Source organism: Corynebacterium sp. LK33, assembly GCF_014334955.1.
In the GTDB taxonomy this organism is placed as follows: Bacteria; Actinomycetota; Actinomycetes; order Mycobacteriales; family Mycobacteriaceae; genus Corynebacterium; species Corynebacterium jeikeium_D.
Window position 1 is genome coordinate 22,301 of sequence record NZ_PDGU01000026.1, and the last position, 24,573, is coordinate 46,873.

Here is a 24,573-nt window from a genome sequence, read left to right on the forward strand (position 1 = left end):
CGTTTACTCCTTGACCTCGGTTTTGTGAATCTGCTCATCCAGGTCTTCCGGATCCAGGTCAGCATCCGAGAATTCCGCCGTTAGCGGAAGGCGAAGCTGCAGGTCAGTGCCCGGGCACAACTCGATAGTGCCCGAGCGCAGCTTAAAGTCCAGCACATGCCCGCCGCCGGTGCCGCCTTCCGCGAGGAAGTGCACATGACAGCCGGGCACCGAAATCCCCTTCTCGTAGACCGGCGTGCGGAAGCCCGCAATCGTGCCCCGCAGGTTCTCGAAATCAACCGACGCGTCTTCTTCCGTCGCATCAACCATCTTCTGGTACGGCTTTTCCTGCTTTACGACGGTTCGAGTCTTCACCCACTCAAATTCGCCGGTAATCCGCAGTGCGTACATAAAGTTTTGGCTCGGCACCAGGGAATCGATGATGGGGCTAATTTCCTTGCGAGTCAGGTTTTCCGGCGCATCCATCACCGTGTGAGGAACGAAGTTGGTGACCACCGTGTAGGGGCTGCGCTGATCCATGGTGGCCCGGGTCGCGGAGCCGTCGTGACGCACCTGCCAGCAGACACCGTCGAGGATTACCATTTCGCCATCGAGACCGTCGAAGGTGCCGATGCCGAAGTTGCCATGACCAAGGATTTCGCCAATGGTCATCTCGCCGTCGTAGATGCCATCGAGCAGTGCGGACATCAGTGAGTTTTGGAAAATTGTGTGTCGGACCGTTGGAAAATTCTCGTGAGTGGTCATGGAAGCCATTATATTCGCGGTGCTTGTGGCTCAGTTTGTTCGGCGTTTTCGGTCCGATGGTGTGGGAGGACTCTGCGGCACGAAGAACGCCCTGCGGAAAAATCCACAGGGCGTGATTTGGTGAATCGAGCGGTTGGTTCTACTTCGGCTGGATGGTGACTGATACGTGGTCAGCAGTGGAGACGATATGAACCGTCTGGCCATCGGCAGCGACAGCGGCGTGGCCACCCTCGACATTCACTGTGAACCCATTCGGGAAGTTAATTGAGGGCACAACGAGCTCGCTGGTGGAACCAGGTGCGAAAGATCCGGTGCCATCGACGCGGTTATTGTTCCAGCTGGCCTGGTAGACACGGGTGTCGTGGTTCCAGTCAGTAGCTTGCGGGGTGCCTGCGACCGCCCGCAGGTGTGGAGCGGCGAGGATGGTCATCTTGTCGCGGTTGAAGGCATCGGCACCTACGGGTCCTGGATCAGTCGGGTCGAAGACCATGCCCTGTTCCTTCTGGTTCTGCGTCGTCGGGTCGTCGCATCCGCAGTAGGACCAGTACTGCCAGCCGACCATGTGGCGGCGGGCAAGCGAAACTACGCCATTGAGGGTATCGGCATCGTCGGTGGCGCCGAACTCGGACAGCAGTGTGGCCGAGCCGTTACCGGATGAGACGATTTCCGCATTGTCGAAGGTACGACCATCGAAAAAGTCACAGCCCGTGTAGGTGTTGAACAGGGCATTCGTGGTGCAGTAGACATGCCAGCTGAGGGCCGTACCAGCGGTTTCAGGAACCTTCGGGGCTGCCGGATTGGTGTTCAATCCGGTATTCCACATGGAGTAGGGCTCGTAGTGGACAATAGCGTCCGGGTCCTTGTCGACAATCTGATTGGCAGCCTTCTGGTGCAGTTCATCGAGCTTTTCCTTAGCCGGACCACAGTCGCCGAGAGCCAAATAGCACAGTGGGTATGCCGAGCCTGGCCACGGTTCATTTATGATGTCGTAGCCCATCAGTCCCGGCATTTTGCCAAGGCGTTTGGCGACATGGCCCCACATGGCTGCGTAACGCTCCTGCAACCCAACGCCGCCCGGTCCTTTGCGGTTATTCAGGAAGTTGTCGTATGCCCTAATGAGGCCGATATTGAGGGCCTGGTTAGCGGGGAAGCCAACCTTCAAGAGGCTGGGAACGCCGTCGTCAATGACAGCCCAATCCGGGGCAAATTCGCCTTCGAACTTCTCGTTGTACATGTCCTGGTGGGCATCGACCAAGACCGCGATTCCACGCTCAGTGAGCATGGAGATAGTGCGGGCAATGGAATCCAGGTATTCGTCGTTGTACTCGCCGGGCTTTGGCTCTACTGCTTTCCAGATAATGCCGACTCGCATGGAGTCGAAGCCCTGCTGCACGAGCCAGTCAGCATCGTCCTCGTTAAAGCCTCCGGCCTCTGGGGTGTAAGGATCGTGCTTGTAGACGATGTTCGATCCCTGAGTGAGGAAAGCACGGCCGTCACCGTCGGTAAACCAGCGACCGGACTGTCCAAGAGGACCACGCTCGGTGATGGTAGCGGTACTAGGGGATGGGGCTACTTCTGTAGCGAGCGCCTGATGCGGCACTGCACCCGCTAGCGCTATGGCAATGGCGACACCAACTGCTGCCACCTTCTTAGTGAATCTCATACTCAGTATGCTATTGACCAGTAATGATAAATTCAGCCAAAACTCAAATTAGGTTTAGAAAAAGTGGGCAAAGGCATAAGTAAATGTCCTGAACGGGGTTAGTAAAAAGGCTAAGAAAGGCCCACCGCTTCCTCTTCGGAAGCGATGGGCCTTTGAGGAGACTTCGTCCACCGCGCAGCCGTGGCGTCTTGCGGACAGCCTGCTATATCAAAGACTTATAGACCTCGACGGTCTGCTGAGCGATGTTCTCCCAGCTAAACACATCTTCAGCGCGCTTCTTACCCGCCTGGCCAACCTTGGCAGCGCGGTCACGGTCGGCAACCATGTTGTTGACAGCGGCAGCGATTCCACGCTCGAAGCCCTCCGGATCGGACTCTTCGTAGTGAACCAAAGTGCCGGTTTCGCCATCGACGACAACCTCCGGAATACCGCCGACATCAGAGGCGACAACTGCGGTGCCACATGCCATAGCCTCGAGGTTAACGATGCCCAGAGGCTCGTAGATGGACGGACAGACGAAGGAATCCGCGGCCGTCAGGATCTCCTGAATCTTCTCCTTCGGCAGCATGTCCTGCACCCAGAAAATGCCATCGCGCTTCTCCTGGAGGTCATGGACGAGCTGCTCAGTCTCCTTCGCGATTTCCGGGGTGTCCGGAGCGCCGGCGCACAGAACGAGCTGCACACCGTCGTCGAAAAGCGATGCGGCCTTGACCAGGTGAGCGACACCCTTCTGACGGGTGATGCGGCCGACGAACGCGACCATCGGGCGAGACGGGTCAACGCCGAGCTCCTCCAGGACAGACCAGCCGTTCTGTTCCTTGGACTCTTCCCACGTCGGGCGCGGGTGCCACAGCTCGGTGTCGATACCGTTCAGGACAACGTGAACCTTGTCGGGGGAGATACGCGGGTAGGCGTCCAGGATGGCGTCCTTCATGCGCGCGGAAACAGCAATGACAGCGTCTGCGTACTCCATAGCATTGCGCTCGGACCAGCTGGAAACGTCGTAACCGCCGCCGAGCTGCTCGCGCTTCCACGGGCGGTGCGGCTCCAGTGAGTGCGCGGTTGCCACATGCGGAATGCCCTTGAGCAGACCAGTGAGGTGACCGCCCAGGCCTGAATACCAGGTGTGAGAGTGGACGACATCAATGTCGGTTGCCGCGGCGGCATTTGCCATGCGCAACCCCGTGGACAGCGTCTTAATCGAGGCGTTGGCATCCTTCAACTCCGGGTCAACGCCGTGGACATATACATCCGCCTCATCGCGAGGAGCACCCATGCAGTGCACATCGACGTCAACGCCGTCGAGGCCGCGCATGAAACGAGTCAGTTCAGTTACGTGAACACCTGCTCCGCCGTAAATCTCCGGAGGGTATTCCTTGGTCATCATGGCAACACGCATAGTTCCAGCGTAACCAGATTTGACAATTTCCGTCGCTTGATATGCCTGGGTGTGGGTAGCGGGGAGGGGAGACTGGCAGCGAGGAACGTAAATCGCATATAGGTTGGTTGGTGTGAGGAGTCAACCACATGTTTTGTCCATTGTCCTTGCCGGTGGCGAAGGCAAGCGTCTCTTCCCGCTGACGGAAGACCGCGCTAAGCCCGCCGTGCCTTTCGGTGGTAGCTATCGGCTTATCGACTTCGTGCTGTCGAACCTGGTCAACGCAGGTTTCTTGAAGATCTGTGTGCTGACCCAGTACAAGTCCCACTCGCTCGACCGTCACATTTCGCAGGCGTGGCAGCTGTCCGGCATCACCGGCCAGTACGTCACCCCGGTGCCGGCTCAGCAGCGTCTGGGCAAGCGCTGGTTCACCGGTTCGGCGGACGCGATCCTGCAGTCGCTGAACTTGGTTTATGACGAGGATCCGGAGTACGTCATCGTCTTCGGTGCCGACCACGTCTATCGCATGGATCCGCAGCAGATGCTGGAGGCCCACATCGAGTCTGGCGCTGGCGTGACCGTCGCTGGTATCCGCGTCCCGCGTTCTGAGGCCAGCGCATTCGGTGTCATCGATGCCGATGACAACAACCGAATCACCGAGTTCCTGGAGAAGCCGGCTGATCCGCCCGGCACCCCGGATGACCCGAACTCGACGTTCGCGTCGATGGGTAACTACATCTTCACTACCTCCGCGCTTATCGACGCTATTAAGCGTGACTCGGAAGATGAAAACTCCGACCATGACATGGGCGGAAACATCATTCCGATGCTGGTAGAGGAGGGTGAAGCTTTCGTCTGGGACTTCAAGGACAGCTACGTTCCGGGTGAGACCGAACGTGACAAGGGCTACTGGCGTGATGTCGGTACCATCGATGCCTTCTACGAGGCCAACATGGACCTGATTTCCGTCCACCCGGTGTTTAACCTCTACAACAAGAAGTGGCCAATCCACACCTTCTCGGAGGAGAACCTGCCTCCGGCCAAGTTTGTCCAGGGCGGTATTGCTCAGGCTTCGATGGTCGGTGCTGGTTCGATTGTCTCCGGTGGTACGGTCCGCAACTCGGTGATTAGTACCAACGTTGTGGTCGAGGATGGCGCGACGGTGGAGGGCTCGGTTCTCTTCCCAGGCGTTCGCGTCGGCCGCGGAGCAGTGGTTCGCCACGCGATTTTGGACAAGAACGTTGTAGTTTCCGACGGCGCCATTATCGGTGTCGATCCGGAGAAGGACGCAGAGCGCTTCAAGGTCAGCGCTGGTGGCGTTGTGGCCGTTGGTAAGAACCAGGTTATCTAGGCTGGTTGAGTCCGAGCGGCTGCAAAAGGGCACGTACCGTGGGGTACGTGCCCTTTTTCTTCTAACCCTTTTTGCTACCTAGTTGCTACCTAGCCCCAAAACCGGCAGCCCCAAAAATTATGGGCTGCACGTGTGGCTACGGGCTTCGCCTGTGAATACGGGCATGGGCTGCAAATGTGAAACTGTGTGAGTTTATGACACTTTCAAGCCATTTTTCGGGCCATTTTTGTCATAAACGCAGTCAGTAACTCGCATTGGCCCGCCGCCGCGAGCCATAAACGCAGTCAGTAAGTCGCAGTGGCCCACCGCCGCCAGCCGGCCGGCCAACAGTAGAAAACTACTTCTTCACCAGCACAGTGGTGCCAGCTGCTAGGGGCAGGCGCATCACGTAAGCGTCGTCAAGCTGGAGCATGTATTCGTCGGCTTCGCGGGCAGCGACGGTGTCACGGTCAGTGCGTGACGAGTCAGCAACAGTGCCGTCGAGGAGCGCGCCGGTCAGGACGAGCGCGCCGCCGGAGCGAAGCAGCGGCCAGGCCTTTTCCTGGGCAGCGCGGAGGATTGCCGGGGCGACGTCCAAGTAGACCAAGTCGTAGGAGTCGGCGGCCAGTCGATCCATGACCTCCAGCGGATGCGAGGGCAGGAAGCGCTGTCGGTTGGGGCGGATGCCTGCGGCTCGGAAAGCGGACTTTGCCAGAGACTGGTGCTCGAGCTCAGGGTCGATGCAGGTGAGAACGCCGTTATCGCCGAGCCCGGCGGCCAGGTGCAAACCGACTACGCCTGCCGCAGGCGATGCGATGACAGCGGCGGGGTGACCGTCGCGGCGAGCACTGGTCAGAGCCATGAGCGAGGTCAAAGCGGCGCCGGTCATCGTATCGGGGACGGCAACTCCGTATTCGCGAGCGCTCTCTCGGGCGCTTTCAAGGGCCTCGGAGACTACGGTCGTGTTGTTGACGTGCTGTGCAATAGCGTCACGTGCGGATAGCGGGGTAGCAGAAGAACTCGTTTCGGACACGCTCTATAGCGTAGGAAAAAACTTCGGGCAGGGTAGCGGGGCGCGCCGGTCAGTGCCGGACTAGGTGCGTAAACAAGCCTCAAATTTGTCTGGACTCTCAAACTATTTTCAGGGTAAGGTCACTACAAACCTAAGGTTGGTAAGGAACACTGAACCTCATGCCCGAACGAGTCAAGTCCGAACGAGTCAGCGCAGGCGACAGCCGCGAGGACGCCCCGTCCGCTGATGTAACTGAGCAACTGTCCGGCACCGCGGCTTTTGATGCAGGTGTGGGGGAGATGCCGTCGTGGTCGGAACTGGTCCAGGCCCACGCGGATAGTGTTTATGGGCTCGCATATCGGTTGACTGGTAACCAGCAGGACGCGGAAGACCTGACGCAGGAGACATTCATGCGTGTGTTCCGCTCGCTGAAGTCATACCGTCCCGGCACTTTCGAAGGCTGGCTGCATCGGATTACCACTAACCTGTTTTTGGATATGGTCCGGCACCGGCAGGTCATCCGGATGGAGGCGTTGCCGGAGAACTACGACCGCGTCCCGGGCACGCTGAAGACACCGGAGCAGGCCGTCGATGACGCGATGCTCGACCCGGATTTGGAAATCGCGCTGGCTGAGCTGCAGCCGGATTATCGCGCGGTGGTTGTCCTCTGTGATGTGGTGGGGCTGACCTACGAGGAAATTGCCAGCACCCTTGGGCTCAAGATGGGCACTGTGCGTTCACGCATTCACCGGGCACGTTCCAGCTTGCGGGCGACGTTGGAGCGCCTGGAGAAGGAACGGCAGGAGCTGCCGGAGTCGGTCACCGCAGGCTAGATTTCCCGCACTCAATCCGCGGGAGCGGCTATTGTGGGGCTAGTTAAATAGGCGTGATTTCTGGAGGTGCTGCAGTCTGTGATTCAGCAGGGCGATGACAAGCGTTTTTTGTCAACGGAGCATCTCGGCACCGAGGCAATTGCCGCTTTTGTTGACGGCGAGTTGTCGGTCGTAGCTGAGCGTCGTGCGCAGGCGCACCTGATGGCATGCCCGGAGTGTCGCCGGGAGGTCGCGAAGCAGCGGCAGGCGGCCAAGCGTCTGCGTGACAGCGCGCCCTTGCACATTCCAGCTGAGCTGCGCGCTCGTATTGCTGATTTCGCAGGCAGTTGCGAGGACTCAGAGCCCCATCGGTCGGCGCGGCATCTCGCGCACCGTCCGCCGGAGTCGCTGAGTGCCGCGTTGGAGCAGATCGTTCGCGGTTTTCGTAAAGGTGGTAGTCACTAGTGGGCAAACATCGCTCTTTCGATGATTCCGCGTTTGCCCCGGACTCCGATCGTGCCGCCGCAACTGGCGGGTTACAGCGTGCTCCAGGGCAGAAGCTTGACGACGACACCAGTGCGACCGCCCAAGAGTATTCGCCGTGGCAGGATTCGTCGTCACGCATGACGACGGGGCGTCCAGCCCGCAAACCCGAAGCGAAAAAGAAGCCTCGCCCGAAGACGGCTCCCCGCGTCAGCGCGCGGGAAGTGATTTTTGGCCGCGAGGTGCCGTGGCGTGTGATTGCGGCGTCGTCGGCCGTGGTGCTGCTCATTGGCGGTGTTGGTGGCTTTGTTGGCGGTTGGGCTGGCAAGACTTTCCGCTCGGACTACCAGCGTGTGGAGCTGCAGCAGATCGAGGGGCGGCCGGGCAACGGTGATTTGACTGAGATCGGCAAGGTGGCGGAGGCTCTTCGTCCCGCGGTGGTGTCGATTGCGGTCAGTGCCGGTGAGGTCTCGGGCGTGGGCTCGGGGTTTGTCATTGATGGTGACGGTCATATTTTGACCAATAACCACGTCGTTTCGGCGGTGGCGGATCGGCAGGATATGCAGGTCTCCGTAACGTTTTGGGACGGCGGCAAGTTGAAAGAGGTGCCGGCCAAGATTATTGGCCGCGACCCGAAGACCGACCTCGCTGTAATTAAGGTCGAAGATGTTGCGGGGCTGACTGTGGCGCAGCTTGGTGATTCCAACGCGGTTGCGGTCGGTGACACCGTGATTGCGATGGGCTCGCCGCAGGGGCTGGGCGGAACGGTGACCTCAGGCATTGTCTCGGCGCTTAATCGGCCGGTGCGCCTGGCTGCTGAGGGGACCGACACGGACGGTTACGCCGATGCGATTCAGACTGATGCCTCCATCAACCCGGGTAACTCGGGTGGTCCGCTGGTGGATATCCGCGGTGCCATCATCGGTATTAATACGGTGATTTTCAGTAGTTCGGGTGGCTCACAGGGTTTGGGCTTTGCGATTCCAATCAATTCAGCCGTTGCCATCGCTGAGCAGCTCATTGCCGGTGAGCAGCCGGTTCATCCTGGGATTGGCGTGACAGCGCGCACGGTTTCCAATGGCGCATTGACTGGTGCCGAGATTGCCAGCATCCTGCCGGGAGGAGTTGCCGACCGGGAAGGTCTGCAGGAAGGCGATGTGATTACGGCTGTGGGAGACCGCGCGGTATCGTCCGCAGATGAGCTCACGGTGGCGCTGTGGACTGTTGGCGCTGGTAATGAGGCGGTATTGAAGATCGTTCGCCACGGAGCCGAGCTGGAGGCGAAGATCACGCCGGAGTAGGGTGGCGCTGGTTTCGACCGGTTTCGGCTGGTTTCTGCGGATTTGGCAGATTTGGTGGATTTGGCCGCGCAATGCTGCATGCGAGGTGCACTGTAACTAAGGTGGTATAACGTGTTTTCTAATGTTGGCTGGGGCGAGATTCTTGTCCTCTTTATCCTCGGACTAATTCTCATCGGACCTGAGCGGTTGCCGAAGGTAATTGAGGACGTCCGCGCATTGCTTATGGCTGCGCGCACCGCAATCAATGACGCACGCGATAACCTCTCGGACGAGTTCGGTGAAGACTTCGATGATCTTCGAAAGCCACTGCAGGAGCTCAACGATCTCCGTCGTCTCAACCCGAAGACCGCCATCACCAGGACGCTTTTCGACGGCGATGACACCTACCTGGACATGCTCTCCGGTAAGCCCGCAGCGGGTGGTGGCGGAACTGGTGCAGCCGTAGCTGCGGGCGCTGCAGGAACGGCCGGGGCTGCGGGTCAGCAGTACCAGCAGTCCAATACGAGCCAGCCAGTGCAGCCGACCCCGTTGCAGCAGCCGGCCCCGCAGTCGGCTCAACAGCAAGCACAGCAGCCAGCCCAGCAGCCGGGAACGTGGCAGGACCCGGTTGCCCAGGCCCGTCAACAGCAAGCACAGCAAACACCACAGCAGCCGCAACAACCTCAGCAGCCTCGTGGTGTGCAGGCATGGGTCGACGACGACAACCTATAGAAGTTGCAAACCGTTCCCGACCGCAAGTTACTGACTAGGCTTATGGCAAAAATGGCCCGGTAGGGTCAGGCGGTGGTCAATCACAAACGCGTCGCGCGCATTATGAAGACTATGGGCATCCAGGGGTTCACGAAGAAACGCCGCGTGCGCACCACCGTGGCAGATGCTGGCCGTGGTGTCTTTCCAGATCTTGTTTGCAGGCAGTTTCATGCCCCGGCGCCGAATCGCGTGCTCGTCGGCGACATTACCTACCTGCCGGTATCCGGTGGCGGCAATATGTATCTTGCCACCGTGATCGATTGTTATTCCCGCAGGCTGGTGGGATTTTCTATTGCTGACCACATGCGCGTCGATCTGGTTATCGATGCGCTGGACTCAGCACAGCGCGCCCGAGGCAGTCTGAAAGGAGTGATTTTTCATTCAGATCACGGCAGTGTCTATACCTCTAAGGCATTTAGCTCACGATGCACGATGCTAGGGGTGACCCAATCGATGGCAGCGGTGGGAACCAGCGCAGACAACGCGCTAGCGGAGTCGTTCAACGCGACATTGAAACGCGAGGTGCTGCAAAACTGGAAATGCTTCGACTCACTGCTGCACGCCAGACGGGACGTCTTCGCGTGGTGTGTGCGCTACAACCAGAAGCGCAGACACTCATGGTGCGATTATCTGTCGCCCCTCGAGTTCGAAAACCGCACCTGCGGTAAACTCACCTTGACCGCATAAGTTCAATTCCCGGTGTCCACTTTCCAGGGGTCGGGCTCGTTTGCCCTCGGGCACCACCTATACGGTCCAGTCGGACTCGACAGCACTGACGGGAAACGTGAAACTGTCGTACGTCACCATCGACACCGCCCAAGGCCCGCGCGCGGCGATCCGGATCGATGCGGACAAGGTGGTGCTCGACAACCTGCGAGTGCGCTTCCCGAGCAGCTTCGAGGGCATTCCGGACCAGTGGCAGCGCTCCGGGCCGGGGGTGAGAACGACCCTGACGGGTAACTTCCACATCTTTGTGCAGTCGATGAAGGTGACCCCGCAGATCGCCGGCATTGCCCTGCCGGTTCCGATTGAGCTCCACGCCGACATGGTGGGCGAGGAGCTCGCGGGTAAGCTCAAGCAGGTCGGCGCGGGCACGCCCGATGCGCTGTCGGAGAATCTGGTCATGCTCGATGGGACGGTGGAGACCTACTACATCTCCTCCGACATCTTCACGGGAGACTTCCTCACCATTAGCGAGTAAAGTTACACGCCGTGCACTCGACGCAGACGGAAAACGCATAAGGTTGTAATTATGTCATTGGAACCCCTGCCCGGCGTGCTTTCCGCCATCGGAAATACCCCGCTCGTGGCCTTCGATCAACTGCGACCGCCTGGGGCCGGGCCGCTGTGGGGCAAACTCGAGTCGTTCAACCCCGGCGGCAGCGCGAAGGACCGCACCGCGCGCGCCCTCGTCCGTGACGCGCAGCGTTGCGGCGTGCTCACGAAAGACAGCGTGGTCGTCGAATCAAGCTCCGGCAACCTCGGGGTCGCCCTCGCCCGCGAGGCGGTGCTCGGCGGATGGGAGTTCCACTGCGTGGTCGACAGGCGCACCAACGCCTCAACGCTGGCGCACATCCGCGCCCTCGGTGCCACGATCCACGAGGTTGAGCGGCCCGACTTGGAAACGGGGGACTGGCTCGTGGCCAGGCGCGCGCTTGTGGCCACGCTCGTCGATGAGCTCGGCGCGATCAACCTCGACCAGTATTCCAACCGGGCCGCGTTCAGCGCCCACGAGGAAGGGACGATGCGCGAGATCGTCGAGCAGCTCGGCCACGCCCCCGACATCCTCGCCGTCGCGGTGAGCACCACGGGCACGGTCGGTGGCTGCCTGCGCTACGTTGCCAAGCACAAGCTACCCACCCGCGTCGTGGCGATCGATGCGCAGGGCTCTGTGCTTTTTGACGGCAATCGCGGAGCTCGCGTCCTGCCCGGCTACGGCGCGGGAGTGGTCACCGAACTCTCCACGCTCACCGAGCCCCATGAGGTGATCCGGGTACATGCCCGCGATGCGGTAAACGCCGCGCGAACAACGGCACGCGCCACCGGGTTTTTGCCCGGAGCGTCGGGCGGGGCGGTGGCGTGGGGCGTCGATAAGCTCGCGCGTGACAATCCGGGAGCCGAGATCGTCGCCATTTTCCACGACGACGGCCGTGCTTACTTGGACACGATCTACAACGACGAGTGGGTCGCGGACAACGTCACTGACCCCTAGGTGCCCTTGACGTTGAGGATCTGGTGCAGCTTGTGATCGACGCTGACCAGCTTCTCCGCGTCCACCATGACCTGGTCGATGTCCTTGTAGGCGTCTGGGATTTCATCCACCCACGCGTCGCCGGGGCGGTAGACAATCCCGCCCATGCGTTCGTCCCGGTCCGCGGCGATGAACCGTTTGCGGGCCTCGGTGCGCGAGAAGCGTCGGCCCGCGCCGTGCGGTGCCGAGCGCAGCGCCGGGGCGAAGCCTTTGCCCGACACAACGTAGCTCGAGGTTCCCATCGAGCCAGGGATGAGCGCCTTGACGCCCTCGTCGGCGCGGATCGCGCCCTTGCGGGTCAACCACACCTCGCGCCCGCAATGCTCCTCCACCTGGGTGTAGTTGTGGTGGCAGTTGATCCGCTCGGCCTCTGCCACCTCGGCACCGACGAACTCTCCCAGCACGCGAGCGAAGCGGTCCATCATCTCCTCGCGGTTGAGCCATGCGAAGCGCTGCGCCCAGGCGAGATCGGCGATGTAGGAGTCGAACTCGGCCGTGTCCTCCACGAGGTACGCAAGGTCGCGGTTCTCCAGCAGCACCCAGTGCTTATCGCACTGCTCCTGGGCCGCGGCGATGTGCTTCTGAGCAATCTTGTTGCCCACCCCGCGCGAGCCGGAATGCAGGAACATCCACACCCGGTCCTCCTCGTCGAGGCACAGCTCGATAAAGTGGTTGCCGCCGCCGAGCGAGCCGAGCTGCTGGCGCCACTTCGGGGAGTGCGACAAGTCAACGCCTGTGTCTTCGGCCAGCTCGGCGAGCTCCCGGGTGCGTGCCTCGGCGCTGCCGCCGAGGATCCATTCGTTGTAGTTGCCGGGGGACAGCGGGATCGCCGCCTCGATGGTGTCGCGTAGGCGGGTGAGATCGCCTCCAGCCAGGTCGCTGGCGGTGAATCCGGTGCGCACGCCGATCATGCCGCAGCCGATGTCGACGCCGACGGAGCGGGGATCACTGCCCCGATGGTGCCGAAGACGGTGCCGACGGCGGAGCCCATGCCGTAGTGTGCGTCTGGCATCAGCGCGACGTGCGGGTGGACAAAGGGCAGACGCGCAAGCTGGTTGGCCTGCTCGGTGACGTTGTCGTCGACATGCGAGGCGAAAACCTCGACGTGGTGGTTGGTATTAACGGGCCGCGAGGAGAACCGGTTTTTACTACCGGGTCTGCCCCGCTTGTTGCGTGCCATGGAAATCTCCTTCACTCGTGGCGTGACATACTGGTGCACCTTCGGGTACGTCGTACCCACAGTGCCGCCACAAGGGGGAATGAGAAACCGGCACCGTGGGTGTGTGAGTCTCACGATGCCGGGCGCGGTGGTTTTTTAACTCTTTACGCGCACAAGGCCGGGGCCGTGAGACACAGCCTGCTGTTGGAGCAGGTAAAATCGCGACCGGTGCTGCTGGTATGCGCGCATGTCGTCCTCTCCAATCGTGTAGCTGTGTCCCGAAAGTATCTTGCTGCCCATTGACGCCGCCTTCAGGCGCGGCGGATGAGCTAGGTCCAGACGCCACCACGACTTCCCGGGTATGCGCCAGAGTGCATGACTAAGCTATCTGCGAGACGACGCGCAACATCAACCGAGGAAGGTAGTGGCAAAAGTGAAGGTAGCGATCATCGGCGCAGGCCCGCGCGGGCTGTGGGCGGCCGAGGAGCTGATGGAGCGCGCCCGCCAGCGCGGCGCGCGTATCGATCTGACTGTGTTCAACGACGGGCCGCTGGATTCGGCGAGCGGTATTGGGGCGTTTCAGCCGAGCGTTCCGCCGCAGTGGCTGCTCAACGTCCCAGCTCACGTAATTGAAACCCAGCTTGGATCCTTCAACCAGTGGCGCGGCGCGTCCGAGGCGTTCGTCCCTCGGCGCGAGGTCGGGCGGTTCCTGGCGCAGTCGTGGCAGGCGCTGTTCCAACACGTCCCGCGAGGGTGCACGGTTGAGGTGCGTGAGCTCGAGGTCACCGAGCTTTCTCCCGCCGGTACCCGCTTCAACGTCCACGGCTCGCTTTTCGACGAAGTCCTGCTGTGCACCGGACACGCCAAGGCGATACCCGTTGCCGGGGCGATCGCGGCCTACCCCCACACCAACCTCGACGCGATCGCGCCCGAGGACGTGGTCCTCGTGCGCGGGGCGGCACTGTCGTTTATGGACGTTGTGCGCTACGCGCCGGCGCGGGCGTTTTTCCCCGTGACCCGCTCGGGGCGGTTCATGGAGGTCAAGGCCTATCCCGCGTGTGAACCGGACCTGGGCCGCTTCAGCGATGCCATCACCACTAGCGCCTCCTACGAGGAGTTCGTCTCAGCGCTCTCCGAAGCGGCACAGGTCGTCCTCGACGCCCAAGGCGGCAGCGGGGACGTGAGCGCGGTCATCGCGGGCGAGGATTTCACCGGCGACGCCGTAGCCGAGCTGCGCGCCTCTCTCGCGGCCGCCACGGGTGAGCGGCCGTGGACGCCAGCCCTGGCAGTGGGCTACGCGTGGCGGGCGCTTTACCCCGCGATCATTCAGCGCGCCTCATTCGGCGGGCGCGACACGCTCGGCGGGCAGCGCTTCTACCGGCTCACCCGTGTTCTCGAGCGCGTCGCGTTCGGCCCTCCGCCCGAGACAGCGAGCGATCTCGTCGACGCCATCGATGCCGGGCGCGTGCGTCCCGACGTCCTCGGCCGCGGGGAAGAGGAGCTCGCGGCGTTGGCGCATGAAGTCGGGGCGAGCGTGACAGTCGACTCGGTCACCGCCGCGCCGGGCGTCGTCGAGGGCACGCTCGTGGGCGACCTCGTGGCCGCCGGTCTCGCCGGCACCTACGACGGCGTGAGCCTGAAAGTCGCGCGCGACGGCACGGTCGAGGGCCAGTCCCACCTTGCCGCGGCGGGGCGGATGAACGAGGGCTGGATCCTCGGCCACGACACGCTGCGCCGCGACAAGCATGAGGTCATCCCCGCGTGGGCCGACCGGGTCTCCGCGGCCGCGATGGCGCACCCCGGGCGCGTCCACGGCGCCCCGCCGCTGACCGCACGCACAGAAAAGTGGGCCGCTGACTTAGTTGCCAGACCGGATGCCTGCCAGGACCTGCTGGATACCTACGCTAGCCCGGTCAACGTGCTCGAGCCCGGCCCGATGGAGTCCAACATCGACGAGCTCGTTGAGGCCGGCAAACGCTGCGGGGTGGAGGTGAAGGTGTTCTTCGCGCGCAAGGCGAACAAGGGACTCGTCTTCGTCGACACTGTGCGCGACGCCGGCCACGGCGTGGATGTGGCCAGCTACGACGAGCTGCGCCAGGTGCTCGGCCGTGGCGTGGCCGGTGAGCGCATCATCGTCTCGGCGGCGATCAAGACCGACCATCTGCTGCGCCTGGCCATCGAGGGCTCGGCGGTGATCTCCGTGGACAACCGCGACGAATACGACCGCATCGTGGCTCTCGCCGGCGAGAACACCGCGCTTGTCGCGCCAAGGCTCGCCCCGGACCCCTCCACCATGGCCCCGACGCGCTTCGGCGAGCGACTCACGGCCTGGGCCGAGCACTTAAGTACGGTCGAGCGCAACGTGCGTGTCGTCGGCGTGCACGCTCACCTGCACGGTTACGCCGCTGCGGATCGCTCCGCAACCATCCGCGAGTGCATGCAGCTTATCGACGCCCTGCGCGCCGCAGGCCACGCACCAGAGTTCATCGACATCGGCGGCGGGGTGCCCATGAGCTACATCGACGACGCCGAGCAGTGGAAGGACTACCTCGAGGCGATCGAGGTGCAGCGCGCCGGCTACGCCGAGCCGTTCACCTGGAAGGCGGACCCGCTGACCACGACCTACCCCTACCACCAGCGTCCGACCCGCGGCGCGTGGCTCGAAGAGGTCTTAGGCGGCGGTGTCGCAGGGGAGCTGCGCGAGCGGGGCTTAAGGCTGCACCTTGAGCCGGGACGTTCACTTCTCGACGGCTGCGGGCTCATCCTCGCCCAGGTCGCGTTCGTGAAAACGCGTAGCGACGGAGTTCCCCTGGTCGGGTTGCACATGAATCGCACCCAGTGCCGCACCACCTCCGACGACTACCTCGTCGACCCGATCCTGGTCAAGCGCACGCCGCCGTCCGCGGCTGTCGAGGCCTTCCTCGTCGGCGCCTACTGCATCGAGGACGAGGTGATTCTGCGCCGCAGGATCCGCTTCCCCCAGGGGGTCTCAGCCGGCGACATCATCGCAATCCCCAACACCGCCGGGTACTTCATGCACATCCTGGAGTCGGCCTCGCACCAGATCCCGCTGGCGAAGAACGTGGTGTGGCCGTCCGGCGAGCTTGACCCGATCGACCAGCCCGGCTAGTTCTCGTCGGTCACGACGATCACGGTGCGTTGCGGTTTCGGCCCGGGCAGCGGCGAGTTGAGCAGCATGTGCATTAGATCGGCTGAGTCGTCGGGGGTCAGGTGCGCTGTGGGTTCGTCGAGAAGCAGCACGTCGGCGTCGCTGCACAGCGCGCGGGCGAGCAGCAGGCGGCGGCGCTGCCCAGCCGAGAGCGAGTCGGCGCCGTTGTCGAGGACAAAGTCCAAGTCGAAGGGGAAGCCGACGGCGGAGAGTACGCGCGTGGCGAGGGTGTCGTCAAGCTCGGGCGTGCCCACGCGCAGGTTCTCGCGCACCGAGGTTGAAAACACCCACACCGCCCGCACACCTACACCACCGAAAACCCCCACAACACATACACCCCCCCCGAACACCGCAGCCGCAAAAGCAGACGCCCCCTTCCCGGCACCGAAAATACCGGGGAGGGGGCGTCGCTGTGATCGTCGTAAAGCGAAGGCCTACTTCGGCGTCACGCCCAAGCCGAGCGACTTGCCTGCGAGCGACTCGCGACGAACAACTAGCTTGTCAGCGATAGCATTCAGGGCCTCGCCCGCGCCCGAATCCGGCTTGGACAGGACAATCGGGGTGCCCTTGTCGCCGCCCTCGCGGAGCTCGGTGTCCAGCGGCACCTGGCCGAGCAGCTCGACCTTTCCGCCGGTGATCTGGGTAAGACGACGGGCAACGGTCTCGCCGCCGCCTGTGCCGAAGACCTCCATCTTGGAGCCGTCGGGCATTTCCATCCAGCTCATGTTCTCGATGACACCGGCGATGCGCTGGCGGGTCTGCAGCGAAATGGTGCCGGCGCGCTCTGCGACCTCGGCGGCGGCCATCTGCGGAGTAGTAACAATCAGCAGCTCAGCGTTTGGCACGAGCTGTGCTACGGAGATGGCGATGTCACCGGTTCCCGGGGGCAGGTCGAAAAGCAGGACGTCCAGGTCGCCCCAGAACACGTCCGCGAGGAACTGCTGGATTGCGCGGTGCAGCATTGGCCCACGCCAGACAACCGGTGCGTTGTCGTCGACGAAGTGTCCGATAGAGATCAGTGACACGCCGTGCGCCTGCGGAGGCATGATCATGTCGTCGACCTGGTGCGGCTTTTCCTCGGAGCCCATCATGTGTGGGATGGAGTGTCCGTAGACGTCGGCATCGAGGACGCCGACAGACAGGCCCTTCGCGGCCAGCGCGGCGGCGAGGTTCACGGTCACGGAGGACTTACCGACGCCACCCTTACCGGAGGCGACGGCGAACACGCGGGTGCGGGAGTCCGGCTGGGCGAATGGGATCACCGGCTCGGAGGCGGTGCCGCGGACGGCGTTGCGGAATTCGCGGCGCTGCTCGTCATTCATCACATCGGTGGTGACGGTGACGTTGCCAACGCCCTCGATACCGTTCAGCGCCTCTTCGGTGCGCTCGATGATGGTGTTTTGCATGGGGCAACCGGCGATGGTGAGGTAAATCTCCACGGCCACGTCATTGTTGTCCGCCACCGAGATGGACTTGACCATGCCAATCTCGGTAATCGGGCGACGTACCTCAGGATCTTCGACCTGCGCCAGGGCGGTGCGAACTTCAGCTTCAGTAATCGTAGACATTATGTAGTGAATCTTATCGTGAGACCCCGCAAGACAAAGAACTACTGACAAAATCAGCAGTTTTCCGCTTTACGACGGGCATAGCGCCCAGCCCCTGCGGTAAGCGCGGTGCTGGCGAAATGTGTGGTGGGGCAGGCGGTGGAACAATTGGAAACTGTTAGGCGTTGTCTTCGGTAGAACGCCTTTTGGCAATAGTTTTAGCAACACTTTTAGCAACTGCGTCACCAATTACTGTGACAACAACTACTGCGACAACAACTGCAAGGGAACGGTGAGAGTACCGATGGCAAATGGGGAAGCGGGCAGCGGTTGGGGGAGCGGCCGGGAACAGAGCATGAAGTCCCGGTTGCCTCAGCGCCAGGTACCCGAGGGGTGGCCGGTGGGCAGTTTCACCAACTACTCCGACGCGCAGGCGGCGGTGGATTCGCTCAGTGATCGCGATGAGTTCCCGGTTTCCGACCTCACCATCGTCGGTGTTGACCTGATGCAGGTGGAGCGCGTGGTCGGCAGGCTGACTTGGCCGAAGGTGCTCGGCGGCGGCGCGCTGTACGGGCTGTGGATGGGCCTGTTCTTTGGCCTGATTCTGGGCCTTTTCCAAGAGGATTGGGTCAGTCCGCTGATTGTTGGCCTCGGCATGGGCGCCATCTTCGGCATCGTGCTGGCCGCAGTTCCGTACGCAATGCAAAACGGCAAGCGGGATTTCTCTAGCACTACGGAGATTGTTGCCCGTCGCTACGATGTCCTGTGCAATCCCCGCAATGCTGAGCGGGCCCGTGACCTGCTGGCGCAGCGGGCTCTCGGTGGGAACCGCGGGTAGGTTGCTGTATCCGTCGTAAAGCGATGCCTGCCAGAAGCAGTGCCTACAGCCACTTGTTGCGGCGCAGGACCCACACCAAAAACGCCACGATGGCGAACATGATGGCGAGGACGATGAAGTAGCCGTACTCCCAGTGCAGCTCGGGCATGTGGTCGAAGTTCATGCCGTAGATGCCGGCCAGGGCGGTCGGGACGGCGAGAATAGCCGCGTACGCCGAGATGGTACGCATATCCTGGTTCTGCTGCAGCTGGATTTTCACGGCGGCGGCGTCGATGAGGGCGGAGAGTCGTTCGTCGAGTCCGGAGACGAGGTCCGCGGCGGCGAGCTGGTGGTCGAGCACATCGGAAAGGTAACGGCTGACGTCCTTAGGCATGATGTCTTCCCGCAGATTCATCAGGGAGCGCAGCGCCGGTGTCAGCGGATCGATCGCGTGGCGCATCTCCAGGATCTCTCGTTTGAGGATGTAAATGTCCTCAATATCCGAATCCAAGTTCGGCTCGAAGACTTCGTCTTCCATGATCTCCACGCGATCTTCCAGCTGCATCGCGATGCGCAGGTACGCGTCGACGAGGTTGTCCGTCAGCGCCCAAAGCACGCCCGCGGGGCCGTAGTCGATGGCGTCGGTGGTGTTCTCCACGCGTGCGCTAATGCGCTGCATATCCGAGCTCGGCATGCCCATGCGAATGGTGATGACGTACTCCGGGCCGATGACAATCATCAGCTGGCCAGAGCGAATGATCTCATTTTCGTCATCCGCGAGACCTTCCGGGGAGTAGTGAATCGAGCGAATTACAAAAACCACGTGATCATCGTGGATCTCAATCTTGGGGCGCTGGCGGTTAGTCAGTGCGTCCTCCACCGTCAGCTCATCCAGTCCGTAAAGCTCGGCGATGGCGTCCATCTGTGTCGCGTTGGGGCGCGACAATGACAGCCACGTGAAGCCCTCACCAAAATTCCGTACTTCGGACAGCCCGGAGAAGTGGTCGTAGGTGCCGGGCAAACGCTTGCCACCGATGTAGACGCCGCAATCGCGCAGGGCATCGCGCACCGCCCTCGACTGTCCTGTTCCTGTGCTTGACGACGAGCCGTTGGTGCGCGTCACCTTCGAGACAGCCGACTTCGCTGCGGATTTAGCCGCATTCGTCGCCCGAGCGGTTTTACCGGGTTTTGCTGTGGCCGACGGTTTTTGGCTTTGACTGGCCGAGCTAGTTCGCGGATTGCGAGCCTTCGCCGAAGCGCTGATGTTGCGGCTTTTCTCTTCGCCCATTCTGGGTGACCTCACAATCCGTTCGTAGGTTACGCTGGTGTCGATGATTGATTTTAGACGTGCGAACGCCGGGTTCCACTTTCGCATCCGCTCAATGGGGTGCAAGGGTAGCTCCACGGCTACTGCGTGCACTTTTACCGCCCTGGCATTGGTCACTGGGGCGACGGGGTTCGGTCTTGCCGCATGTTCTGATTTGGATCCGCAGATGCCCGTTCCTCCCGAGCAGGAGGCGGTAGTGACTGTCGGGGCAGACCTACGCAACCCTGAGCAAGCAGCTCTTGCGTACGTGTATGCGCAAAGCTTCGAGAGAATAGGGCGGCAAGCGGAGGTCGTCGGCATTCGCAATGCTGACGACCGGTTGCGGGCCGTACGCAATGAAGCGGTCCTGGTCTCCTTCGGATGCACAGGTGAGCTACTCGGCCTGAGCGACCCTGCGTCGGCGGCTTCACTGGCGGAGGAATACGCCAACGACTCCACCCCGGACAAGCAGTTCAGCGGCGAGTGGCGCGACCGCGTGTACGACGCATTTTCGCGGTCGCTGCCGGGCGAAGTAATGGCCACCGACGCGGGCATGGCACAGGGCTGCGCAGATGTGTCAGCTGACAATGCTGGGGCTGACTTGCCGCAATGGCTTGTGCCTTTCTACGTCAAGCCAGCGCTGGACCGAGATGATCGAGTCCGCGTGCTCAATGAGATTGCGGGTTCGCTGAGCACTGAGGACTTAAAGCTGATGACCCGGGCTGTGGCTGGTGGCGCCAGCCCTGAGTTGGTCGCTCAGGAGTGGTTGGATAAGGCGTAGTCGGCGTGGCGGGGGGGGGCTAGTTGTGGCGGTATCGGACGTGTATCTGCTGTTGGCTGCCGCCAAGTTTGTTGATTAACCCATGAATGCGGGCTGCAAATGTGAAACTGTGCGAGTTTATGACACTTTCATGCCATTTTTCGGGCCGTTTCTGTCATAAACGTAGTCAGTAACTCGCATTGAGGACTAAGTAGTAAATGGTGCCGACCCGGTGACACGCCGACCGGACACGCTTTTTGACTATTCGCCCTTGATGCCTGGCAACGATCGCCCAAGCAACAAGAAAGGGGCTCCAACCGTTCGGTTGGAACCCCTTAGCGTTTACACGCCAACTGGCGAAGACCAGTCAATGAGACCTACTTGAGAGCCTCTTCCAGCAGAGCCTTCTCCTCAATCTGGTGGACCTTAGCCACACCAGTTGCGGTGGAGGACTGTGCACGGCGGGAAACGCGGGTCAGCTTCGGCATATCCGGCAGAACCTCTGGGAGGTTCAGTGCCAGGAACGGCCACGGACCCTGGTTAGCCGGCTCATCCTGAACCCAGCGGACTTCCTCAAGATCCGGGTAGGACTCGAAGATGTCGCGGAGGCGGTTGTGCGGCAGCGGGTGCAGCATCTCCAGGCGAGCGATTGCAAGATCGTCGCGCTTGTCCTTCTTACGCTTCTTCTCCAGCTCCCAGTAGATCTTGCCGGAGCAGAGCAGCAGGGTCTTGATGCCGGACTTGTCCTTGGACTCGAAGTTCGGGTCATCGATGACCGAGCGGAACTTGTTTGGGTTGGTGAAGTCCTCGACAGCAGACGCTGCCATCTTGTTGCGCAGCATCGACTTCGGCGAGAACACAACCAGCGGACGGTGCAGGTCGGACAGGACGTGGCGACGCAGCAGGTGGAAGTAGTTAGCCGGCTCGGACGGCTGAGCAACGGTGTAGGAGCCCTCGGCTGCCAGCTGCAGGAAGCGCTCGATACGTGCCGAAGAGTGGTCCGGGCCCATGCCCTCGTAGCCGTGCGGTAGCAGCAGAATCAGCTTGGAGGTCTGACCCCACTTGGCCTCGCCGGAGGAAACGTACTGGTCAATGGTGGTCTGAGCGCCGTTGGCGAAGTCACCGAACTGTGCTTCCCAGAACACTGCTGCGTCCGGGTTACCCAGGGTGTAGCCGTACTCGAAGCCCATGCCTGCGTACTCGGTCAGAGCCGAGTTGTAAATCATGAAGCGACCACCGTTCTTGGACTTACCGTAGGCGTCGATCGGGTTGTATTCCGAACCGTCCTCGGAGTCAATCAGAACTGCGTGGCGAGAGGTAAAGGTACCGCGGCGGACATCCTCACCTGCGAAGCGGACGTCGATGCCAGCACCGGTGAAGGAGCCGATTGCCAGCAGCTCGGCCATACCCCAGTCGATGCCACCTTCCTGAGTCATCTCCGCGCGCTTCTTAGCGACCGGCGCAACACGCGGGTGAATCTTGAAGCCCTCAGGGAGGTTGACGTAAGACTGACCAATCTCGACGATTTCAGCCTTCTCGATGCCGGTCTTCAGACCATGCGGCAGCGGCTGAGAGCCTGCAATACCGGACTGTTCGCCCGGCTTTGCGTCCTGTGCTGCGCGGACCTCGTTGAAGACAGCTTCCATCTGGTCGTGGAAGTCTCGGCGAACTGCCTCGTACTCTTCCTCGGAAATGTCACCGCGACCAATCAGGTCCTCGGTGTACTGAGCGCGGACGCTTTCCTTTTCGTCGATGACCTTGTACATCAGCGGCTGAGTCATGGACGGGTCATCGGCCTCGTTGTGGCCGCGCTTGCGGTAGCAAACCAGGTCGATGAAGACGTCCTTGCCGTAGCGGTTACGGTACTCAACAGCCAGCTGGCCGACCCAGACGACAGCCTCCGGGTCGTCACCGTTGACGTGGAAGACCGGGCAGCCGTATGCCTTGGCGATGTCGGTTGCGTAGTAGGAGGAGCGACCGGAGTCCGGCGAAGTGGTGAAGCCGATCTGGTTGTTCACCACGATGTGGACGGTACCGCCGACCTTGTAACCACGCAGGGACATGAGGTTCAGGGTCTCCTGGACAATGCCCAGGCCGGCGAAGGATGCGTCACCGTGCAGCAGCAGCGGCATGACGGAGTAGCCCTCTTCGCCCTTGTTGATCTTGTCCTGGCGTGCACGAGCAAGACCCTCAACGACCGGGTTGACGGCCTCGAGGTGGGACGGGTTCGCAGTCAGGGTGACGTCAATCTCGCCCTCGCCGAACATCTGGATGTGACGGCCAGTAGTACCCAGGTGGTACTTGACGTCACCAGAACCGCCGACCTGTGCCGGGTCGATGTTGCCTTCGAACTCGGTGAAGATCTGGCGCAGTGGCTTGCCGACGATGTTTGCGAGCACATTCAGTCGACCGCGGTGTGGCATACCGATGACGACCTCATCCAGACCAGCACCAGCAGCGGTGTCGATGGCGGAGTCCATCAGCGGAATCAGCGACTCTGCGCCCTCAAGGGAGAAGCGCTTCTGACCGACGTACTTGGTCTGCAGGAAGTTCTCGAATGCCTCTGCGGCGTTTAGCTTCTGCAGGATGTACTTCTGCTCAGCGTGGGACGGCTTTGGCTGGCCGCCCTCAATGCGCTCTTCCAGCCACTCGCGCTCTTCGCGGTCGAGGATGTGAGCGTACTCGGAACCGACCTTGAGGCAGTATGCGTTGCGAAGGCGAGAGAGAACCTCGCGCAGCGTCATCGTCTCCTTGCCGCCGAAACCACCGACGTTGAAGGTACGGTCCAGATCCCACAGGGTCAGACCGTGTTCCTCAATATCGAGGTCAGCGTGGTTCGGAGCAGAAGTATTTGGCTGGTCAGAACGCAGCGGGTCAATGTCAGCCAGCAAGTGACCGCGGGAACGGTAGGCCTCAATCAGACGCATGACGCGGGTGTTCTTGTCAATACCCGTGTTCGGCAGATCCTGCGCCCAACGGATTGGGGTGTAAGGAACATGCATGGTCTGGAAAATGTGGTCCCAGAACTTGTCGTCGACAAGCAGATTGCTCATCGTGCGCAGGAACTCACCGGACTCTGCACCCTGGATGATGCGGTGATCGTAAGTAGAGGTGATGGTCACCAGCTTGCCGATGCCCATCTCTGCCAGACGGTCCGCGGAAGCACCGGCGAACTCAGCCGGGTAATCCATGGAGCCGACACCGATAATCGCGCCCTGCCCCTTGGTAAGGCGCGGGACGGAGTGGCGAGTACCGATACCGCCCGGGTTGGTCAGGGAAATGGTGACGCCCTGGAAGTCCTTACCGGTCAGCTTGCCGTGGCGAGCACGAACGACGATGTCCTCGTAGGCGTCGACGAACTGCTTGAAGGTCAGGGTTTCACACTCGCGGATAGCAGCAACTACGAGCGAACGAGAGCCGTCCTTAGCTGGCATATCAATGGCCAGGCCGAGGTTAATGTGCTCCGGGGTAACCAGAACTGGCTTGCCGTCAACCACCTTGTAGTTGTTGTTCATGTCCGGGTGGAGCATGACAGCCTTCACCATGGCGTAACCAATGATGTGGGTGAAGGAGATCTTGCCGCCGCGAGCGCGTGCCAGATGATTGTTAACCAAGGTGCGGTTTTCAAACATCAGACGTGCCGGCATATCGCGAACCGACGTAGCGGTCGGCATCTCCAGGGAGACATCCATGTTCTTAGCGATAGCTCGTGCGACGCCCTTCAGAGGCTCCTCGCCGGATTCAACAGCCGAAACCTTGGCTGCTGCATCCATTGGGGACTTCTTTGGCTTCGGGGACGCCGGCTTGTTCGGGGTCTTAGTGGGTTCGACCCCCTTGGATTCACGACGTCCGGTTGCCTTAGCTTCCTCCTTCGTGGCTGCTGCTGGCTTTGCCATATTGGAAAGGTCCTCGCCCTTTTGGGACGGGGTGTGGGTTGCGAAGAATTCGCGCCATTCCTGACCCACAGACTGTGGATCCTTCTGGAATTGCTGGTACATCTCGTCGACCAGCCATTCGTTCTGGCCGAAGCTCATGTCGCTGCTCACGGCAGGTACTCGCCTCTTTTCGTCTTAGTTTTACTAACTCACGTT

The 24,573-nt window shown here is 61.4% G+C and carries 17 protein-coding genes and 3 pseudogenes; 11 read left to right on the top strand and 9 right to left on the bottom strand.

Annotated features, from left to right (window positions below; all coding sequences use genetic code 11):
• Nucleotides 1-3 precede the first annotated feature (3 nt).
• The 3 genes from budA to glgA all read right to left on the bottom strand — a co-directional run bounded on the left by budA (nt 4) and on the right by glgA (nt 3,806).
• Nucleotides 4-753, bottom strand: a complete 750-nt coding sequence (budA, locus tag CRD20_RS09020; RefSeq protein WP_080969585.1) for an acetolactate decarboxylase — start codon at nt 751-753, stop codon at nt 4-6.
• 130 nt (nt 754-883) lie between these two features.
• On the bottom strand, nt 884-2,407 hold the full coding sequence (locus tag CRD20_RS09025) for a cellulase family glycosylhydrolase (protein ID WP_222866277.1): 1,524 nt from the start codon (nt 2,405-2,407) through the stop codon (nt 884-886).
• A gap of 202 nt (nt 2,408-2,609) precedes the next feature.
• Nucleotides 2,610-3,806: a glycogen synthase gene (gene glgA / locus CRD20_RS09030; protein ID WP_049171936.1), complete on the bottom strand. Its 1,197-nt coding sequence runs from the start codon at nt 3,804-3,806 to the stop codon at nt 2,610-2,612.
• 112 nt (nt 3,807-3,918) lie between these two features.
• Between glgA and glgC the strand changes: the two genes are divergently transcribed.
• Nucleotides 3,919-5,136, top strand: coding sequence for a glucose-1-phosphate adenylyltransferase (gene glgC, locus CRD20_RS09035; protein ID WP_042388575.1), 1,218 nt, complete (start codon nt 3,919-3,921; stop codon nt 5,134-5,136).
• A gap of 337 nt (nt 5,137-5,473) precedes the next feature.
• On the opposite strand, the gene CRD20_RS09040 is transcribed toward glgC, so the two are convergent.
• Complete coding sequence (locus tag CRD20_RS09040) at nt 5,474-6,148, bottom strand: O-methyltransferase (protein WP_016422408.1); 675 nt, start codon at nt 6,146-6,148, stop codon at nt 5,474-5,476.
• A 158-nt stretch (nt 6,149-6,306) separates the two neighbouring features.
• On the opposite strand from CRD20_RS09040, the gene sigE reads away from it, so the two are divergent.
• The 7 genes and pseudogenes from sigE to CRD20_RS09075 all read left to right on the top strand — a co-directional run bounded on the left by sigE (nt 6,307) and on the right by CRD20_RS09075 (nt 11,685).
• Entirely contained in the window at nt 6,307-6,960 is a 654-nt protein-coding gene (sigE, locus tag CRD20_RS09045; protein WP_048732853.1) for an RNA polymerase sigma factor SigE, read from the top strand.
• A gap of 78 nt (nt 6,961-7,038) precedes the next feature.
• The gene (locus tag CRD20_RS09050; protein WP_016422410.1) at nt 7,039-7,404 is read left to right on the top strand and encodes an anti-sigma factor; all 366 of its coding nucleotides are present in this window, start codon (nt 7,039-7,041) and stop codon (nt 7,402-7,404) included.
• A complete protein-coding gene (locus CRD20_RS09055; RefSeq protein ID WP_070652891.1) occupies nt 7,404-8,723 on the top strand; it encodes a S1C family serine protease in 1,320 nt (439 codons plus the stop codon). The genes CRD20_RS09050 and CRD20_RS09055 overlap by 1 nt, the downstream gene beginning before the upstream one ends.
• Before the next feature lie 111 nt (nt 8,724-8,834).
• On the top strand, nt 8,835-9,434 hold the full coding sequence (gene tatB, locus CRD20_RS11240) for a Sec-independent protein translocase protein TatB (RefSeq protein WP_187405284.1): 600 nt from the start codon (nt 8,835-8,837) through the stop codon (nt 9,432-9,434).
• 75 nt (nt 9,435-9,509) lie between these two features.
• Nucleotides 9,510-10,160: pseudogene (locus tag CRD20_RS09065) on the top strand (IS3 family transposase); the annotation flags it as partial.
• Nucleotides 10,161-10,200: 40 nt separating this feature from the next.
• Nucleotides 10,201-10,674: a hypothetical protein gene (locus CRD20_RS09070; protein ID WP_187405286.1), complete on the top strand. Its 474-nt coding sequence runs from the start codon at nt 10,201-10,203 to the stop codon at nt 10,672-10,674.
• Between the two features lie 51 nt (nt 10,675-10,725).
• The gene (locus CRD20_RS09075) at nt 10,726-11,685 is read left to right on the top strand and encodes a pyridoxal-phosphate dependent enzyme (protein ID WP_187405287.1); all 960 of its coding nucleotides are present in this window, start codon (nt 10,726-10,728) and stop codon (nt 11,683-11,685) included.
• Here CRD20_RS09075 and CRD20_RS09080 read toward each other — a convergent pair.
• A pseudogene (locus tag CRD20_RS09080) lies at nt 11,682-12,904 on the bottom strand (RtcB family protein). The gene CRD20_RS09075 and the pseudogene CRD20_RS09080 overlap by 4 nt on opposite strands.
• Before the next feature lie 412 nt (nt 12,905-13,316).
• Between CRD20_RS09080 and CRD20_RS09085 the strand changes: the two are divergent.
• Entirely contained in the window at nt 13,317-16,013 is a 2,697-nt protein-coding gene (locus CRD20_RS09085; protein WP_187405364.1) for an FAD/NAD(P)-binding protein, read from the top strand.
• Here CRD20_RS09085 and CRD20_RS09090 read toward each other — a convergent pair.
• Nucleotides 16,010-16,342: pseudogene (locus tag CRD20_RS09090) on the bottom strand (ATP-binding cassette domain-containing protein); the annotation flags it as partial. The gene CRD20_RS09085 and the pseudogene CRD20_RS09090 sit on opposite strands and share 4 nt — an antisense overlap.
• Nucleotides 16,343-16,486: 144 nt before the next feature.
• Nucleotides 16,487-17,620, bottom strand: coding sequence for an Mrp/NBP35 family ATP-binding protein (locus CRD20_RS09095; protein WP_187405288.1), 1,134 nt, complete (start codon nt 17,618-17,620; stop codon nt 16,487-16,489).
• A gap of 334 nt (nt 17,621-17,954) precedes the next feature.
• Here CRD20_RS09095 and CRD20_RS09100 point away from each other — a divergent pair, with 334 nt between their 5' ends.
• Nucleotides 17,955-18,437 carry a general stress protein gene (locus tag CRD20_RS09100; protein ID WP_042388577.1) on the top strand — a complete coding sequence of 161 codons (483 nt, stop codon included), beginning with the start codon at nt 17,955-17,957 and terminating at the stop codon, nt 18,435-18,437.
• Between the two features lie 43 nt (nt 18,438-18,480).
• Here CRD20_RS09100 and CRD20_RS09105 read toward each other — a convergent pair whose 3' ends face one another.
• A complete protein-coding gene (locus tag CRD20_RS09105) occupies nt 18,481-19,704 on the bottom strand; it encodes a magnesium and cobalt transport protein CorA (protein ID WP_016422415.1) in 1,224 nt (407 codons plus the stop codon).
• A gap of 43 nt (nt 19,705-19,747) precedes the next feature.
• Here CRD20_RS09105 and CRD20_RS09110 point away from each other — a divergent pair, with 43 nt between their 5' ends.
• Nucleotides 19,748-20,503 carry a hypothetical protein gene (locus CRD20_RS09110; protein ID WP_101687648.1) on the top strand — a complete coding sequence of 252 codons (756 nt, stop codon included), beginning with the start codon at nt 19,748-19,750 and terminating at the stop codon, nt 20,501-20,503.
• 356 nt (nt 20,504-20,859) lie between these two features.
• Here the strand turns inward: CRD20_RS09110 and CRD20_RS09115 are convergent, their stop codons facing one another.
• Nucleotides 20,860-24,528 (bottom strand): multifunctional oxoglutarate decarboxylase/oxoglutarate dehydrogenase thiamine pyrophosphate-binding subunit/dihydrolipoyllysine-residue succinyltransferase subunit, encoded by a 3,669-nt coding sequence (locus CRD20_RS09115; RefSeq protein WP_070858429.1) that lies wholly within the window; start codon nt 24,526-24,528, stop codon nt 20,860-20,862.
• Nucleotides 24,529-24,573: the final 45 nt, after the last annotated feature.

What these genes read in the sequence shown, in the direction of transcription:
- budA (WP_080969585.1), bottom strand. Translation starts at nt 753, where the DNA reads ATGGCTTCCATGACCACTCACGAGAATTTTCCAACGGTCCGACACACA.
- CRD20_RS09025 (WP_222866277.1), bottom strand. Translation starts at nt 2,407, where the DNA reads ATGAGATTCACTAAGAAGGTGGCAGCAGTTGGTGTCGCCATTGCCATA.
- glgA (WP_049171936.1), bottom strand. Translation starts at nt 3,806, where the DNA reads ATGCGTGTTGCCATGATGACCAAGGAATACCCTCCGGAGATTTACGGC.
- sigE (WP_048732853.1), top strand. Translation starts at nt 6,307, where the DNA reads ATGCCCGAACGAGTCAAGTCCGAACGAGTCAGCGCAGGCGACAGCCGC.
- CRD20_RS09075 (WP_187405287.1), top strand. Translation starts at nt 10,726, where the DNA reads ATGTCATTGGAACCCCTGCCCGGCGTGCTTTCCGCCATCGGAAATACC.
- CRD20_RS09095 (WP_187405288.1), bottom strand. Translation starts at nt 17,620, where the DNA reads ATGTCTACGATTACTGAAGCTGAAGTTCGCACCGCCCTGGCGCAGGTC.
- CRD20_RS09100 (WP_042388577.1), top strand. Translation starts at nt 17,955, where the DNA reads ATGAAGTCCCGGTTGCCTCAGCGCCAGGTACCCGAGGGGTGGCCGGTG.
- CRD20_RS09105 (WP_016422415.1), bottom strand. Translation starts at nt 19,704, where the DNA reads ATGGGCGAAGAGAAAAGCCGCAACATCAGCGCTTCGGCGAAGGCTCGC.
- CRD20_RS09110 (WP_101687648.1), top strand. Translation starts at nt 19,748, where the DNA reads ATGATTGATTTTAGACGTGCGAACGCCGGGTTCCACTTTCGCATCCGC.